This window comes from Denitratimonas tolerans (genome assembly GCF_037203605.1).
Classification (GTDB): domain Bacteria; phylum Pseudomonadota; class Gammaproteobacteria; order Xanthomonadales; family Xanthomonadaceae; genus Denitratimonas; species Denitratimonas tolerans.
Genome location: NZ_JBBDHC010000002.1, coordinates 188,577 through 203,046, shown reverse-complemented (window position 1 = coordinate 203,046; position 14,470 = coordinate 188,577). Strand labels below are relative to the sequence as shown.

The following is a 14,470-nucleotide window of genomic DNA, read 5'->3' as shown; positions in this document are numbered from 1 at the left end:
CAGCGCTCAGAGCCCGGCCTGCGCCAGCGCGCGCCGGCGGGTCATGGGGCCGATCCGGACTGTTTCGAAAACTTCGTCGAGCAGCGTCGTGTCCACCTGGCGGCGCGCGGCGTCGCCGATGCCTTCGGGCAGCGGCGCGTCCAGGGCGATGGTGGCCAGTTCACGCGACATGAGGGCCTGGGCGCGATGCTCGCGCAGGCGCGCGGCGTGCGCGGCGGCGCCCCGCAGGCGCAGGAACGGCAGTTCATCCACCCGCGCGAGCAGCGCGTCGAGCGAGCCGAAGTGCTCCAGCAGGGCCGCGGCGGTCTTGTTCCCGATTCCCGGCACGCCCGGGATGTTGTCGACCGCGTCGCCCGCCAGGCCCAGATAGTCCGCCATCTGGTGCGCATGGACGCCGTGCCGGGCCTTGGTGCCGGCGGCATCCCAGCGCAGGTCGCGTGCGTAATCCCACTGCTGGTCGGACGGGCCGAGAAGCTGCGAGAGATCCTTGTCGGCCGACACGATCACGCCCGCGAACCCGCGCGCACGCTGGCGCGCGAGAAGCGTGCCGATGAGGTCGTCGGCCTCGTAGCGGGCATCCTTCAGCACCACCAGTCCCAGCGCGGCGGCAAGCTGCTGGCACTGCCCGAACTGGCGCTTGAGCTCCTTCGGTGCCGGCTCGCGATTGGCCTTGTAGGCCGGGTAGATCCGGTTGCGGAACGAGCTTTCCAGCGACTCATCGAAGGCCACCGCGACGTGGGTGGGGCGCTCGCGCTCCAGCAGTTCCAGCAGGAAGCGCGCGAAGCCGTGCACCGCATTGACCGGCCAGCCGTCCGCACCCGTGAGGTCCGCGGGCAGGGAGTGCCAGGCCCGGAATACGTACAGGCTGGCGTCGACAAGATGGAGCCTGGGCATCAGCCTTGCCACACCGAGAAGTGCGCCTCCACCGCCGGGCGCGGACGCTCGGACGCCGGTTCGCGGATGCTGCCGACGTGGATGAAGCCCACGATGCGCTCATTGCCCGCCAGGCCCAGGTGAGCCGCAACGGCCGGGTCGTAGGCCGCCCAGCCGGTAAGCCACTGCCCGCCGAAACCCAGGGCCTGCGCGGCCTGCAGCAGGGTGAAGCAGACGCAGCCGGTGCTCAGGATCTGCTCGATCTCGGGGATGCGCGAGGGTTGCTGCAGGCGGGCCACCACGGCCAGCACCAGCGGCGCGTGGGAAAAGCGCCGGCGGTCCTTGTCCAGCGTGGCTTGCGCCGCCTGGGGATTGAGCTCCAGTGCGCGCTGCGCGAGGAATTCCCCCAGCGCATGGCGGGCCTCGCCTTCGATCGCGAGAACCCGCCACGGCGCAAGGCGGCCGTGGTCCGGCGCCCGCATCGCCGCCGCCAGCATCTGCTGCAGCTGATCGCGGGACGGGCCGGGAGCGGCCAGTTGGCCGGACGGCACGGAAAGGCGGCGGGAAAGAAAGGTCAGGTGGTCCATGGGATTCCGGGAAATGCGCAGTGGGACAGGACGAACGGTGGGCAAACCGCGGGAAGGTTCACAACCCGCAGGATAGAATCCGGCATACTCGTATCCGGGGAATCCGGGTGATGGCTTGCTGGACGCAATCCAGAGTTCCGGGCGCGTGTCGCCCGCTGTGCCTGCAACAGGAGAGTTCACTATGACGGCGCCATTCCCTGCCGACAAGGTCGTTGACTTCAGCGTCCGAAACGCGGTCGGACGCGGGGAGCCACACCCGATGCTGGTGTCGATCCGCATGCGGGCGATCAAGCGCCTTTCCGGGCTGGTGGCCGAGGTGCTCGACAAGGCCGATGACACCCTGTTCGACTTCGTGCAGCGCGGCGACGGGTCGATCAGCAGTCAGGACTATTTCGACGCGATGCGCGAGCTGCGCAAGCAGCGGCAGGAGATCGAGCAGCGCTTCGCCGAGCACCTCATTTCGGCCTTCGTGGCGCTCGAGCGCCGCACCCCGCTGATCGTGGACCTGCAGCGCAATCTTGCCGAGTCGCAGGAGTTGAGCCTGATGTCCGAGGATCAGCTCGAGGAACAGCTCGGCACCGGCATGATCGCCACCGCGCTGTCGCGCCAGTTCGGGCCGCTGCTGGGCCAGCTCAACTACCGCATGGGCATCATCGCGGGGATGGACGAGCTGGACGAAAAAGCCAATCCGATCGCGCCCCCGCACGTGGCCTTCGCCTTCCGCCACTCGATGCAGACCAGCGAGGTCTCCATCCGCATCAAGGTATTGCTGTTCAAGCTGTACGAGCGCGAGATGGGGCACGGTCTGGCCGCGTTCTACAACGAAACCAATCGCGCCCTGGTGGACGCGGGCATCGCGCCGGAAATCAAACCGACCTACATGCGCATGCCGCAGGCGGCGCGCGACAGTCGCCCGCGCGGTCCGGAGGAATTGCCGGGCGATGATCCGCACGCCGCCGAGGCGGCGGGCTACGGCACGGTGCAGATGGCGGCTCCGCCGGCGGGAACACGCTACGTCCCGGTCCCCGAGACCGCCGCCGAGCGCAGCATCTTCGCCAGCCTGCACGAATTGCTGAGCGGTTACCGGCGCATGCGCTCGCTGGCCGACGGCGCATCGGATGCACACGCCGGGCACGGCGCAGGCGAGGGCGCGCCGCAGATGAGCGCGAACGAGGTGCTCTCGGTGCTGAGCCTGTTCCAGAACGAGATGCCCGCCGGGCTGCAGGAGGCCGTCAGCGATCCGAACGCATCCATCACCCAGCACATCAAGCGCGAGCTGCTGAAGGGTGCCGAGCGCCTCGGCGTCAGCCCGGGCTCGCGCATGGCGGCGTCCGACGAAGACTCGATCGATCTGGTCGGCATGCTGTTCGACGTGCTGCTCGACGAGCGCGACTTCAATACCGATTCGCGCCAGCTCATCGGCCGGCTGATCGTGCCCTTCGTCAAGGTGGCGATGCTCGACCGGCGCATGTTCCTGCAGAAGACCCACCCGGCTCGCCGCCTGCTCAACGCGCTGGCCGAGGCCTGCGAGGGCAATACCGGCCAGGCCCCGCAGGAGCGCGAGCTGATGACGCGCGTGGAGCGCACCATCGATCAGCTGGTGGCCGAATTCAACGAGGACATCGCGATCTTCGAGGCGCTCGAACAGGAATTCCGCGAATTCATCGAGAACCACCGCCGTCGCGTCGCATTGGCCGAGCGGCGCACCGCCGAGGCGCAGCGCGGCAAGGAGCGACTGGAGCAGGCGCGCGTCACCTCGCTGGAGGATCTGCGCGCGCTGCTGGAGCGCCATGGCGACCTGCCCCCGGCCATCGAAGCCTTCCTGCGGCGCTACTGGACCCATCACCTCACGCTCTGCGCACTGCGCGACGAAACCGGCAGCACCGGCAAGTACGCCGAGGCGGTCGCGGTGGGCGAGGATCTGGCCGGACTGCTGAAGCTCGACAACGCGGTGAATCGGGCGGAGCGCCTGGCCGCCATGCGCCCGCGCCTGCAGCCGATCCTGGTCAGCGCCGGCTGCGCGGGTTCGGCGGTCGAGGACGTCATGGTTTCCCTGCGGCACGCCCTGGGCGATGAAGAGATCGCCTTGCCGCAGGCGGAGGATGGCGTGGTCGAGGACGCCGCCGTCGCGGCGCTGGAACGCAACGCGCCGCCGGCTGCCGTACCCGATTCCGAGGTGCCTGTCGCCATCGATGAGCCCGAAGGCCCCGCGCTGGAGTTCGACGAGGCCGATGCCGATCGCGTGCGCAAGCTGCAGGTGGGCACCTGGATCCAGTTCACCGAGGAAAACGGCACGGTGGTGCCGGCCAAGCTGTCCTGGGTCAGCCCGATCTCCAATCGGATGCTGTTCGTCAACCGGCGCGGCCTGCGCTACTGTGTGGCTTCGCCCGAGGAGCTGGCGGCGATGATGCGCGAGAAGCGGCTGAACATCCGTCAGAACGACGAGGCGTTCGAGCACGCGATGAGCCAGGTGCTCGGCAAGCTGCGCGCAGGCGGGCGCGCCTGACCGGGTGCTGCAGCGCGGCGCGGGCAGGGCGCGCTGCGGGTGATCGCGTCCAACGGGCCGTTTGCCGTGCGATGACCTGCGCCCCCGCGATGCGGTAGCATCCGGCAGCCCGCTGGACGCCAGCGCATCCACCACGAGGGAGACATGACGGTCACCGTAGTCGCACTGCGCGAGCGTGCACCCAACGAGCGGCGCGTCGCACTGTCGCCGGAAGTGGCAAAAAAGCTCAAGGCCCTCGGGGCGCAGGTCGTCATCGAGGCCGGTGCCGGCAGCGGCGCAAACCAGCCCGACGGGATTTTTCCCGACGTGGAGGTGGAGGCGACCGCAGCGGCGGCGCTGGCGCGCGCCGATGTGCTGCTGGCGGTGCAGCCGCCCTCGCTGGACACCATCGCCGGCTTGCGCGAAGGCAGCATCGTGATCGGCTTCATGCAGCCGCACGCCGATCCGGAACGGGTCAAGGCGCTGCGCGACCGCAAGATCACTTCTTTCGCGATGGAGTTGCTGCCGCGCACCACCCGCGCCCAGGCCATGGACGTGCTCAGCTCGCAGGCCGGCATGGCCGGCTACAAGGCGGTGCTGATCGCCGCCGAACTGTCGGGCAAGTTCTTCCCGATGCTGACCACCGCCGCCGGCACGATCCGCCCGTCGAAGGTGCTGATCGTCGGCGCGGGCGTGGCGGGCCTGCAGGCCATCGCCACCGCGCGTCGCCTGGGGGCGCAGGTGGAAGGCTTCGACGTGCGTCCGGAAACCCGCGAACAGATCGAATCCCTCGGCGCGAAGTTCCTGGATCTGGGCGTGAGCGCCGCCGGCAGCGGCGGCTACGCGCGCGAGCTGACCGCCGAAGAACGCGCCGAGCAGCAGCAGCGCCTGGCCAATCATCTGAAGAACATCGACGCGGTGGTGACCACGGCGGCCGTGCCGGGCCGCCCGGCCCCGAAAATCCTCACCGCCGCGATGGTGGAAGGCATGAAGCCGGGCGCAGTGGTCGTGGACCTGGCGGCCGAAACCGGCGGCAACTGCGAGCTGACCCGGCCGGGCGAAACCTTCGTACACAATGCCGTCACGCTCGCCGGCCCGCTCAACCTGCCGAGCATGGGGGCGATCCATTCCAGCGAGATGTACGCGCGCAACCTCTTCAATTTCCTGGCGCTTTCGCTCAACGAGGGCGAATTGGTGCTGGATTGGGAGGACGAACTGATCGCCCAGACCTGCCTGACCCACGCCGGCCGGATCCGGCACGAGGCCACGCGCCAAAAAATCGAGGGCGGCGCATGAGCGCAGCACACACGCATCGCATACAAGGGGACGCACGCTGATGGACGGGTTTGTCGCGCTTTACATCTTCCTGCTCGCGGCCATCCTCGGCCACGAGATCATCGCGCGCGTGCCGGTGATCCTGCACACGCCGCTGATGTCCGGCTCCAACTTCGTGCACGGCATCGTGGTGGTCGGTGCCATGGTGGCCCTGGCCCATGCCGATACCAACCTGGAGCGCGCGATCGGCTTTGTCGCGGTGCTGCTGGGCGCGGGCAACGCCGTGGGCGGCTACGTCGTGACCGAGCGCATGCTGGACATGTTCAAGTCCAGCAAGAAGCCGGGCGGAGGCAAGTAACATGGATATCTCGCTTGCCCACGCACTCGATGTCCTCGCCAAGGCCAGCTATCTGCTGGCGGCGCTCCTCTTCATCTTCGGCCTCAAGCGGATGTCCTCGCCGGTCACCGCGCGCGCCGGCATCGTGCAGGCCGGTTGGGGCATGGTGCTGGCCGTGGCCGTCACCTTCATCGCGCCGGCCACCTGGGGTGGCCACGGTGCCGACTGGAGCCTGGCGAACATCGACCGGCTCAACCTCGGCCTGATGGTGCTGGCGCTGGCGCTGTCCGGCGTGTTCTGGGTCTGGGGCCGCAGGGTGCCGATCACCGACATGCCGCAGATGGTGGCGATCTTCAACGGCATGGGCGGCGGTTCGGCCGCCGCCATCGGCGGCGTGGCCCTGCTCAAGGCCGCGCTGTTCACCGGCACCTGCGATGCGGCGGCCATCGCCGATCACGCCTGCATGGGCCGCAGCGGCATGGTGCTGGGCGTCGTGGGTGCCCTGATCGGCGCGATTTCCTTCTCCGGTTCGGTCATCGCCTGGGCCAAGCTCGACGGCCGCCTGGACAAACGCTTCACCTTCCGCGGCCAGCAGTACTTCAACCTCGCCGTGTTCATTGCGACGCTGGCGCTGGGTGCCTGGCTGGTGTGGGATCTCAGCATTCCGGTGGTCATCGGATTTTTCCTCCTGGCCTTGGCCGTGGGTGTGCTGATGACGCTCCCCATCGGCGGTGCCGACATGCCGGTGGTGATCTCGCTCTACAACGCGCTCACCGGCCTGGCGGTCGCGTTCGAAGGCTATGTGCTCGGCATCGAGGCGCTGATCATCGCCGGCATGGTGGTGGGCGCGGCCGGCCTGCTGCTCACCCAGCTCATGGCCAAGGCCATGAATCGGCCGATCAGCAACGTGTTGTTCTCCAATTTCGGTGGCGGCGGCGAAGGCGGCGGCGAGATCGCCGGCAGCCAGAAGCCGATCGAGGCACCGGACGCGGCTTCGCTGCTGTATCTGGCCGAAAAGGTCGTCATCGTGCCGGGCTACGGCATGGCCGTGGCGCAGGCCCAGCACAAGATCTGGGAACTGACCCAGGCCCTGCTCAAGGCCGACAAGGAGGTGATCTTCGCGATCCATCCGGTCGCCGGCCGCATGCCCGGCCACATGAACGTGCTGCTGGCCGAGGCCGGCGTGCCTTATGACCTCATCGCCGACATGGACGACGTGAACCCGGAGTTCAAGACCACGGACGTGGCCATCGTCATCGGTGCCAACGACGTGGTGAATCCGGCCGCGCGCACCGACAAGTCCTCGCCGATCTACGGCATGCCGATCCTCGACGTGGTGAACTCGCGCCAGGTCATCGTCATCAAACGCGGCAAGGGTACCGGCTTTGCCGGCATCGAAAACGCGCTGTTCTACGCCGACAACACCCGCATGCTCTATGCCGACGGCAAGGATGCGGCAACGAAGCTCATCGCCGAACTCAAGGCACTGGAGGGCGGTGGCGGGCACTGATTCCCGCCCCGGGGCGCTGCCGTCCGAGCCGGGCGGCGCGCGGCTGGCGGCTGCGGAATTCAGCGCTATACTCGCGTGAAACCGCCGCCTGCGAACCGGGGCGTGACGCGCGCCACCACGTGAGCGGATTGCTGAGGACAGGACATGGATATCGCGGAACTTCTGGCGTTCTCGGTCAAGAACAAGGCGTCTGACCTGCATCTTTCGGCGGGGCTGCCGCCGATGATCCGGGTCGATGGCGACGTGCGCCGCATCAACATCCCGGCGCTGGACCACAAACAGGTCCATGCGCTGGTGTACGACATCATGTCCGACAAGGTGCGGCGCGACTACGAGGAGTTCTTCGAAGTCGATTTCTCTTTCGAGATTCCCGGCCTGGCGCGCTTCCGCGTCAACGCTTTCACCCAGAACCGCGGCGCGGGCGCGGTGTTCCGTACCATTCCCTCCGAGGTTCTCACCCTCGATGACCTGGCCGCACCCAAGGTGTTCCGCGAGCTGATCGACCAGCCGCAGGGCCTGATCCTGGTCACCGGCCCGACCGGGTCGGGCAAGTCGACCACGCTGGCGGCGATGGTCGACCACATCAACAAGAACGAATACGGGCACTTCCTCACCGTCGAGGATCCGATCGAATTCGTGCACACCTCCAACCGGTGCCTGATCAACCAGCGCGAAGTGCACCGCGACACCCACGGCTTCAACGAGGCGCTGCGCTCGGCCCTGCGCGAAGACCCCGACTACATCCTGGTGGGCGAGCTGCGCGACCTGGAAACCATCCGTCTGGCGCTGACCGCGGCGGAAACCGGGCACCTGGTGTTCGCGACCGTGCATACCAGCTCGGCGGCCAAGACCATCGACCGCATCATCGACGTGTTCCCGGCCGGTGAAAAGCCGATGGTGCGATCGATGCTGTCCGAATCCCTGCGCGCGGTGATCTCGCAGTCCCTGCTCAAGAAGGTCGGCGGCGGCCGCGTCGCCGCGCACGAGATCATGGTCGCGGTGCCCGCGATCCGCAACCTGATCCGCGAGGACAAGGTGGCGCAGATGTATTCGGCGATCCAGACCGGCCAGAACGTCGGCATGCAGACGCTTGACCAGTGCCTGCAGGATCTCGTCAAGCGCGGCCTGATCACGCGCGTTTCGGCGCGCAGCTACGCCAAGGACAAGCGTCTATTCGAATGACCGGGAATAGGGCACAGGGAATGGAGAATCGTCAAGAGCACGCAGCGCGTCGGCTTTGACGATTCCGATTCTCCATTCTCCATTCCCGGCTCCGCAGGAGCCAACCATGAGCAGCATCGATTTCACCTCGTTCCTCAAGCTGATGGCGCACAAGAAGGCGTCGGACCTGTTCATCACCGCCGGCGCGCCGCCGTCGATGAAGGTGCATGGCAAGATCATGAAGATCACCCAGGATCCGCTCTCGCCGCAGCAGAGCCGCGATCTGGTGCTCAACGTGATGACGCCGAGCCAGCGCGAGGAGTTCGAAAAGACCCACGAGTGCAACTTCGCCATTGGCGTGTCGGGCGTGGGCCGCTTCCGCGTGTCGTGCTTCTACCAGCGCAACCAGGTCGGCATGGTGCTGCGCCGGATCGAGACCAAGATCCCGACGATCGACGAGCTGGCGCTGCCGGCGGTGGTCAAGACCCTGGCGATGACCAAACGCGGCATCATCATCTTCGTGGGTGCCACCGGTACCGGCAAATCCACCTCGCTGGCGGCGATGATCGGCTTCCGCAACCAGAACTCCACCGGCCACATCATCACCATCGAGGATCCGATCGAGTTCGTGCACCGGCACGAGGGCTGCATCGTGACCCAGCGCGAGGTCGGCATCGACACCGACACCTGGGAGGCCGCGCTCAAGAACACCCTGCGCCAGGCACCGGATGTCATCATGATCGGCGAGGTCCGCACCCGCGAGGGCATGGATCACGCCATCGCCTTCGCCGAAACCGGCCACCTGTGCCTGTGCACCCTGCATGCCAACAACGCCAACCAGGCGATGGACCGCATCATCAACTTCTTCCCGGAAGACCGCCGCAGCCAGCTCCTGATGGACCTTTCGCTGAACCTCAAGGGCGTGGTCGCGCAGCAGCTCATTCCAACGCCGGACGGCAAGGGCCGCAAGGTGGCGATGGAAATCCTGCTGGGCACGCCGCTGGTGCAGGACTACATCCGCGACGGCGAGGTCCACAAGCTCAAGGAGGTGATGAAGGAGTCGGTGCAGCTGGGCATGAAGACCTTCGACCAGAGCCTGTTCGAGCTTTACCAGGCCGGCGAAATCTCCTACGAAGATGCGCTGCGCCACGCCGACTCGACCAATGAGGTTCGCCTGCGGATCAAGCTGGCGCAGGGCGGCGACGCCCATACCCTCAGTCAGGGCATGGACGGGATCGAGCTGACCGAGGTGCGCTAGCCCGCGGCGGGCGTGTCGCAACGGCGCTCGGATCGCAGATTCCGTCATCTCGCATGGATCCCGCAGGGCTTGTCGCGCGCATCAGAAGCTGGGCGGCCGAGCTCGGCTTCGCCGAGGCGGGCATCAGCGATACCGATCTTTCCGAGGCGGCGGCGGGCCTGCGCGAGTATCTCGACGCCGGGCACCACGGCAGCATGGCCTGGCTGGAAGAGCGCGAGCGGCTGCGCACCCGGCCGGAGGAACTGCATCCGGGCACTCTGCGGGTCATCAGCCTGCGCATGGACTACGCGCCGGTGGACATCGGACGCGCCTGGGACGTCCTGCATGACGGGACCAGAGGTTACATCTCGCGCTATGCGCTGGGGCGCGATTACCACAAGCTGGTGCGCAAGCGCCTGCAGAAGCTTGCCGACCGCATCGTCGGCGAGATCGGCCCGTTCGGCTACCGCGTGTTCTGCGATTCGGCCCCGATCATGGAAAAGCCGCTGGCGCAAAAGGCCGGGCTGGGCTGGCGCGGCAAGCACACCCTGACGCTGTCGAAGACCGCCGGCTCCTATTTTTTCCTCGGCGAGATATTCACCGACCTGCCGCTGCCCGTCGACGCGCCGGCAAGCAACCACTGCGGCAGCTGCACGCGCTGCATCGACCTGTGTCCCACCGGTGCCATCGTAGGGCCCTACCGGCTCGATGCGCGCCGCTGCATTTCCTACCTCACCATCGAGCACAAGGGGGCGATCGACGAAGCCCTGCGCCCGCTGATGGGCAACCGCATCTTCGGTTGCGACGACTGCCAGCTGGTCTGTCCCTTCAACAAGTACGCCCGGGTCAGCATGGAGGCGGACTTCGCACCGCGCCACGGGCTGGACGGGCTGAAGCTGGTGGAACTGTTCGGGTGGGATGAGGCCACGTATCTCGACAAGACCGAAGGCATGTCGATCCGTCGCGCCGGCTACGAGAGCTGGCTGCGCAACATCGCCATCGCGCTGGGCAACGCTGCGTGCTCGCAGGAGGTGACGGCGGCGCTGCGTGCGCGCGCCGACGATCCTTCGCCGGTGGTGCGCGAGCACGTGGCCTGGGCGCTGGCCCGGCAGCGCGAGAAGGGCGCGGATTCCGGTTGAGGGGCGATCAGTGCTCAGCGCCGAGCGAGGCGTTCGAGCACCGCCATGCGCACCGCGACGCCGTTGGACACCTGCTCCAGGATCACCGACTGCGGCCCGTCGGCCACCGCGTCGGCGATCTCCACGCCGCGGTTCATCGGCCCCGGATGCAGCACGATGGCATCGGGTCGCGCCAGCGCGAGCCGTTCGGGGGACAGGCCCCAGTCGCGGTAGTACTCCTCCAGCGAGGCGACCAGGCCCTCGTCCATGCGCTCGCGCTGCAGGCGCAGCATCATCACCACGTCACAGCCGTCGAGCGCGGCGTCCAGGGTTCCGGCCACCTGCGCGCCGGCGAAGCTGGGGTCGCTTCGATCAGGCAGCAGCGCCTCCGGTGCCGCCAGGCGCAGGTCGCGCACGCCCAGCGCACGCAGCGCCTGCGCATCCGAGCGCGCTACGCGCGAGTGGCGGATGTCGCCGACGATGGCGACCTTCAGGCGGGAGAAGTCCTCACCCTTGTGCTGGCGGATCGTGAGCATGTCGAGCAGCCCCTGGGTCGGGTGCGAGTGGTGCCCGTCGCCGGCGCTGATGACGCCGCTGGCGGGCGCTGCCGCCGCCGCGAGCGAGGCGGGCACGCTGCTGTGGGTGTGCCGCACCACGAACAGGCTGGCGCCCATGGCTTCGAGATTGCGAAGGGTGTCCACGAGGGTTTCGCCCTTGCGGGTGGAGGAACTCTCGGTCTCGAAGTTGAGCACGTCCGCACCGAGCCTTTCGGCCGCAAGCTGGAAGGAGGCGCGGGTGCGGGTGGACGGCTCGAAGAACAGGTTGGCCACGGTCAGGCCGCGCAGCGGGCGGTGCGCGCTGCGCCGCAGGGCGTGGGGCCGCAGCGCCTGGGCGGCATCCAGCAGGCGGGTGATTTCGTCGCGCTGCAGGTCTTCGAGGGTGAGCAGGTGGCGCATCGGGCTCTCGGGAAATGTCAGGGTGAGGGCAGGGGTGATTCGCCCAGCCAGCGTTCGACGATGACCTGCGCCGCGAGCGCATCCATCGCTTTCGCGTCGCGTCGGCGCGCTCGGCCGTCGCGGCGGGCAGTGGCGAAGCGTCGTTCGGCTTCGCGCGAGCTGGAGCGCTCGTCGATCAGGTCGACCGGCAGCGCATAGCGGACCGCAGCTTCGCGCGCAAAGCGCCGGGCCATGTGGGTTGCGGGCTGGGGTTCTCCGTCGAGGGTCAGTGGTTCGCCGACCACCAGCCGATCCGGGCGCCATTCGCGCACCAGGGCGCTGACCGCATCCCAGTCCGGCCCTTCGTCGCGCGCCGCCACCATGGCGATGGGGCGCGCGGTTCCGGATACGGTATTGCCGACGGCCACCCCGATGCGCCGTGCACCGACGTCGAAGCCCAGTACGCAGATGGTCGTGGCGGTGTCGCTCATGCGTTTCCGCTGTAGCTGGCCAGCGCCGCGGGATCGATCCCGATGAGGCGCGTCGCGGCCCGCCAGCGCGCTTCGAGCGGCACCTCGAACACGATGTCGGGCGTGGCATCCACCGACAGCCAGACGTGTTCGCGCAGTTCGCTCTCGAGCTGCAGCACGCCCCAGCCGGAATAGCCCAGCGCCACCGCCGCGTGCCGTGGACCCTGGCCGCGCGCCATGGCTTCGAGGATATCCCTGGAGGTGGTGAGGTGGATCTCGCCGGATACTTCGAAGGTCGAGTCCCAGGGGCCGCCGTCCGGGCTGTGCAGCACGAAGCCGCGCTCCGGTTCCACCGGCCCGCCGGCGAGGACCGGCATGGCGGCCAGCTGCGGATCGACGGACTGGATGCCCATCTGCGCCATCACTTCGCCCAGGATGAAGTCCGAGGTGCGATTGACCAGCAGACCCATCGCGCCCTCCGCGCTGTGGTGGCACAGGAGCGCGACGCCGCCGTTGAAGTTCGGGTCGTCCATGCCCGGAACGGCGATCAGGAAGCGGTTGGCGAGTGAGTCCGTGCTTTGCATGGTGCCATTCTACGGCCTTCAGCCCGCCCCGCCATCCGGAAGTGTACGGCGTCAGCGGCTCTGCATCATGTTGCCGGGCAGGTAATGCCAGGTGCGGGTGATGTGCAGGATATCGGTGCCGTCGCCCGAATCGGGCAGCGGCGCGAAGGGCTCGGCCAGGCGCACGGTGCGGACCGCGGCCTCGTCGAGCACGGCAAGTCCGCTGGGTTGGACGATGGTGATGTCTTCCACACTGCCGTCGCGGCGAATGGCGACCGTCAGCACGAGCTGGCCGATGAGGCTGCGGCGACGCGCCTCGTCGGGATAATTGAGGTTGCCGATGCGTTCGACCCGCGCCTGCCAGGCGCGCAGATAGGAGGCGTATTCGTATTCGCGCGTGTTGGCGGAGACGAACTTGCGCTTGGGGCGGCGCGCATACTGCTGCTCGCGTTGCTCCACCGAAGCCGCCAGCCGCGCCATTTCCAGGCTGCGCTCGATCAGCTCGCGGTTGGTAGGCAGCGGCGTGCTGGGTGTGACCACGGCGCGGGTGGTGTCGACCTGCTGTTGATCCGGCGTGATCGAGGCGACCACGGCCTCGGCATGGGTTTGCTGCGGGCGCGGCGAACCGGCCTCCAGCGGCGCGGGCGCGACGCCGGGTACCGGGTTGGGTGCCGGTGCCGGCTGCGGTTCGCTGGGGCGTTCTACCGTGTCGACCTCGCCGCCGCCCGACTGGTTCGCCTGGGCGAGAAAATCCGCCTTGTCGGGCGCCTGGTCGGAGTGGGTCTGCACCAGGATCACGTCCAGGGTCGGCAGCACCGGGGCCGGATCCTCGATGGCGAATCCAACGCCCAGCGCGAGCACGCCGTGGGCGATCAGCGAAAACACCAGGGTCGCCCCGAGACGGTCCCCGCTGGTGACCGGGGGAGCGGTCGTCACGCCGGCGCGGCCTCGAGCCGGTCGAACAGATCGCCGGCGATGTTCAGGCCGAACTGCGCGTCGAGTTCGCGCATGCAGGTCGGGCTGGTGACGTTGATTTCCGTCAGCCAGTCGCCGATCACGTCGAGGCCGACCAGGCGCATGCCGCGCCTCGCCAGATCCGGCCCCACCTGCGCGGCGATCCAGCGGTCGCGCTCGGTCAGCGCCCGGCCTTCGCCGCGCCCGCCCGCCGCCAGGTTGCCGCGGAATTCGTCACCCTGCGGGATGCGCGCGAGGCCGTATGGGACGGGCTCGCCATCGATCAGCAGGATGCGCTTGTCGCCTTCGACGATCTCCGGCAGGTACTTCTGCGCCATGGCGAACTGCCGCCCGCCCTCGGTCAGCGTCTCGAGGATCACGTTGAGGTTGGACTCGCCGGCACGGGCGCGGAAGATCGATCGTCCGCCCATGCCGTCCAGCGGCTTGAGCACGCAGTCCCCGAATTCGGACACGAAGTCCTTGAGCGCGGCTTTTTCGCAGGACACCAGAGTCGGCGGGCAGCACTGCGGGAACGCCAGCGCGGCGAGCTTCTCGTTCATGTCGCGCAGGCCCTGCGGATCGTTCACCACGCGTGCGCCCTGATGCTGCGCCAGGCTCAGGATCTGGGTGGCGTGCAGGTAGGCGGCGTCGACCGGCGGGTCGCTGCGCATGAAGACCAGGGCGAAGCCACCCAAGGCGCGCTCCTGCGGCGCTCCCGGGATGTGCCAGGCCTCGGGGTCGTCACGCACCTGCAGCGGCGTGGCCTGCACGATGGCGCGGCCATCGCGCACGCCCAGATCCGGGATTCCGGCCACATGGATGCGGTGCCCGCGGCGCTGCGCCTCAAGCAGCAGCGCAAAGCTCGTATCCTTGCCGACCTTGATCGACTCGATCGGGTCCATCACCACGAGTACTTCAAGCGACACGATCACACCTTTTTCATGAAAACGCCCGCGATAGGGCGG

At 68.1% G+C, this 14,470-nt stretch carries 14 protein-coding genes; 7 read left to right on the top strand and 7 right to left on the bottom strand.

The genetic code is table 11. The features are described 5' to 3' along the window. Nucleotides 1-6: 6 nt before the first annotated feature. Both WB794_RS02165 and WB794_RS02160 read right to left on the bottom strand, forming a co-directional pair. The gene (locus WB794_RS02165) at nucleotides 7-894 is read right to left on the bottom strand and encodes a 5'-3' exonuclease (protein ID WP_337334200.1); all 888 of its coding nucleotides are present in this window, start codon (nucleotides 892-894) and stop codon (nucleotides 7-9) included. Beyond that, a complete protein-coding gene (locus tag WB794_RS02160; protein WP_337334199.1) occupies nucleotides 894-1,460 on the bottom strand; it encodes a nitroreductase family protein in 567 nt (188 codons plus the stop codon). Before WB794_RS02160 ends, WB794_RS02165 begins: the two co-directional genes overlap by 1 nt. A gap of 181 nt (nucleotides 1,461-1,641) precedes the next feature. Here WB794_RS02160 and WB794_RS02155 point away from each other — a divergent pair, with 181 nt between their 5' ends. From WB794_RS02155 to queG, 7 genes are all read left to right on the top strand, one after another. Then, nucleotides 1,642-3,966, top strand: a complete 2,325-nt coding sequence (locus tag WB794_RS02155; RefSeq protein ID WP_337334198.1) for a DUF1631 domain-containing protein — start codon at nucleotides 1,642-1,644, stop codon at nucleotides 3,964-3,966. A 144-nt stretch (nucleotides 3,967-4,110) separates the two neighbouring features. Beyond that, nucleotides 4,111-5,241, top strand: a complete 1,131-nt coding sequence (locus tag WB794_RS02150) for an NAD(P) transhydrogenase subunit alpha (RefSeq protein WP_337334197.1) — start codon at nucleotides 4,111-4,113, stop codon at nucleotides 5,239-5,241. A gap of 37 nt (nucleotides 5,242-5,278) precedes the next feature. Further along, a complete protein-coding gene (locus WB794_RS02145; protein ID WP_337334279.1) occupies nucleotides 5,279-5,578 on the top strand; it encodes an NAD(P) transhydrogenase subunit alpha part 2 in 300 nt (99 codons plus the stop codon). Between the two features lies 1 nt (nucleotide 5,579). Further along, the gene (locus WB794_RS02140; RefSeq protein ID WP_337334196.1) at nucleotides 5,580-7,067 is read left to right on the top strand and encodes an NAD(P)(+) transhydrogenase (Re/Si-specific) subunit beta; all 1,488 of its coding nucleotides are present in this window, start codon (nucleotides 5,580-5,582) and stop codon (nucleotides 7,065-7,067) included. Between the two features lie 144 nt (nucleotides 7,068-7,211). Next, nucleotides 7,212-8,249 (top strand): type IV pilus twitching motility protein PilT, encoded by a 1,038-nt coding sequence (locus WB794_RS02135; protein WP_337334195.1) that lies wholly within the window; start codon nucleotides 7,212-7,214, stop codon nucleotides 8,247-8,249. A 106-nt stretch (nucleotides 8,250-8,355) separates the two neighbouring features. Beyond that, nucleotides 8,356-9,486: a PilT/PilU family type 4a pilus ATPase gene (locus WB794_RS02130; RefSeq protein WP_337334194.1), complete on the top strand. Its 1,131-nt coding sequence runs from the start codon at nucleotides 8,356-8,358 to the stop codon at nucleotides 9,484-9,486. A 53-nt stretch (nucleotides 9,487-9,539) separates the two neighbouring features. Further along, the gene (gene queG / locus WB794_RS02125; protein ID WP_337334193.1) at nucleotides 9,540-10,604 is read left to right on the top strand and encodes a tRNA epoxyqueuosine(34) reductase QueG; all 1,065 of its coding nucleotides are present in this window, start codon (nucleotides 9,540-9,542) and stop codon (nucleotides 10,602-10,604) included. Between the two features lie 14 nt (nucleotides 10,605-10,618). On the opposite strand, the gene WB794_RS02120 is transcribed toward queG, so the two are convergent. The 5 genes from WB794_RS02120 to gshB are packed head-to-tail and all read right to left on the bottom strand — an operon-like array spanning nucleotide 10,619 to nucleotide 14,431. Next, the gene (locus WB794_RS02120; protein WP_337334192.1) at nucleotides 10,619-11,539 is read right to left on the bottom strand and encodes an aspartate carbamoyltransferase catalytic subunit; all 921 of its coding nucleotides are present in this window, start codon (nucleotides 11,537-11,539) and stop codon (nucleotides 10,619-10,621) included. Nucleotides 11,540-11,556: 17 nt separating this feature from the next. Continuing rightward, on the bottom strand, nucleotides 11,557-12,009 hold the full coding sequence (gene ruvX / locus WB794_RS02115) for a Holliday junction resolvase RuvX (protein ID WP_337334191.1): 453 nt from the start codon (nucleotides 12,007-12,009) through the stop codon (nucleotides 11,557-11,559). Continuing rightward, entirely contained in the window at nucleotides 12,006-12,572 is a 567-nt protein-coding gene (locus tag WB794_RS02110; RefSeq protein ID WP_337334190.1) for a YqgE/AlgH family protein, read from the bottom strand. Before WB794_RS02110 ends, ruvX begins: the two co-directional genes overlap by 4 nt. A gap of 51 nt (nucleotides 12,573-12,623) precedes the next feature. Continuing rightward, nucleotides 12,624-13,487 carry an energy transducer TonB gene (locus WB794_RS02105; protein ID WP_337334189.1) on the bottom strand — a complete coding sequence of 288 codons (864 nt, stop codon included), beginning with the start codon at nucleotides 13,485-13,487 and terminating at the stop codon, nucleotides 12,624-12,626. Beyond that, nucleotides 13,484-14,431, bottom strand: a complete 948-nt coding sequence (gshB, locus tag WB794_RS02100; RefSeq protein ID WP_337334188.1) for a glutathione synthase — start codon at nucleotides 14,429-14,431, stop codon at nucleotides 13,484-13,486. Before gshB ends, WB794_RS02105 begins: the two co-directional genes overlap by 4 nt. Nucleotides 14,432-14,470: the final 39 nt, after the last annotated feature.

What these genes read in the sequence shown, in the direction of transcription:
- WB794_RS02165 (WP_337334200.1), bottom strand. Translation starts at nt 894, where the DNA reads ATGCCCAGGCTCCATCTTGTCGACGCCAGCCTGTACGTATTCCGGGCC.
- WB794_RS02160 (WP_337334199.1), bottom strand. Translation starts at nt 1,460, where the DNA reads ATGGACCACCTGACCTTTCTTTCCCGCCGCCTTTCCGTGCCGTCCGGC.
- WB794_RS02155 (WP_337334198.1), top strand. Translation starts at nt 1,642, where the DNA reads ATGACGGCGCCATTCCCTGCCGACAAGGTCGTTGACTTCAGCGTCCGA.
- WB794_RS02150 (WP_337334197.1), top strand. Translation starts at nt 4,111, where the DNA reads ATGACGGTCACCGTAGTCGCACTGCGCGAGCGTGCACCCAACGAGCGG.
- WB794_RS02140 (WP_337334196.1), top strand. Translation starts at nt 5,580, where the DNA reads ATGGATATCTCGCTTGCCCACGCACTCGATGTCCTCGCCAAGGCCAGC.
- WB794_RS02135 (WP_337334195.1), top strand. Translation starts at nt 7,212, where the DNA reads ATGGATATCGCGGAACTTCTGGCGTTCTCGGTCAAGAACAAGGCGTCT.
- WB794_RS02130 (WP_337334194.1), top strand. Translation starts at nt 8,356, where the DNA reads ATGAGCAGCATCGATTTCACCTCGTTCCTCAAGCTGATGGCGCACAAG.
- queG (WP_337334193.1), top strand. Translation starts at nt 9,540, where the DNA reads ATGGATCCCGCAGGGCTTGTCGCGCGCATCAGAAGCTGGGCGGCCGAG.
- WB794_RS02120 (WP_337334192.1), bottom strand. Translation starts at nt 11,539, where the DNA reads ATGCGCCACCTGCTCACCCTCGAAGACCTGCAGCGCGACGAAATCACC.
- ruvX (WP_337334191.1), bottom strand. Translation starts at nt 12,009, where the DNA reads ATGAGCGACACCGCCACGACCATCTGCGTACTGGGCTTCGACGTCGGT.
- WB794_RS02110 (WP_337334190.1), bottom strand. Translation starts at nt 12,572, where the DNA reads ATGCAAAGCACGGACTCACTCGCCAACCGCTTCCTGATCGCCGTTCCG.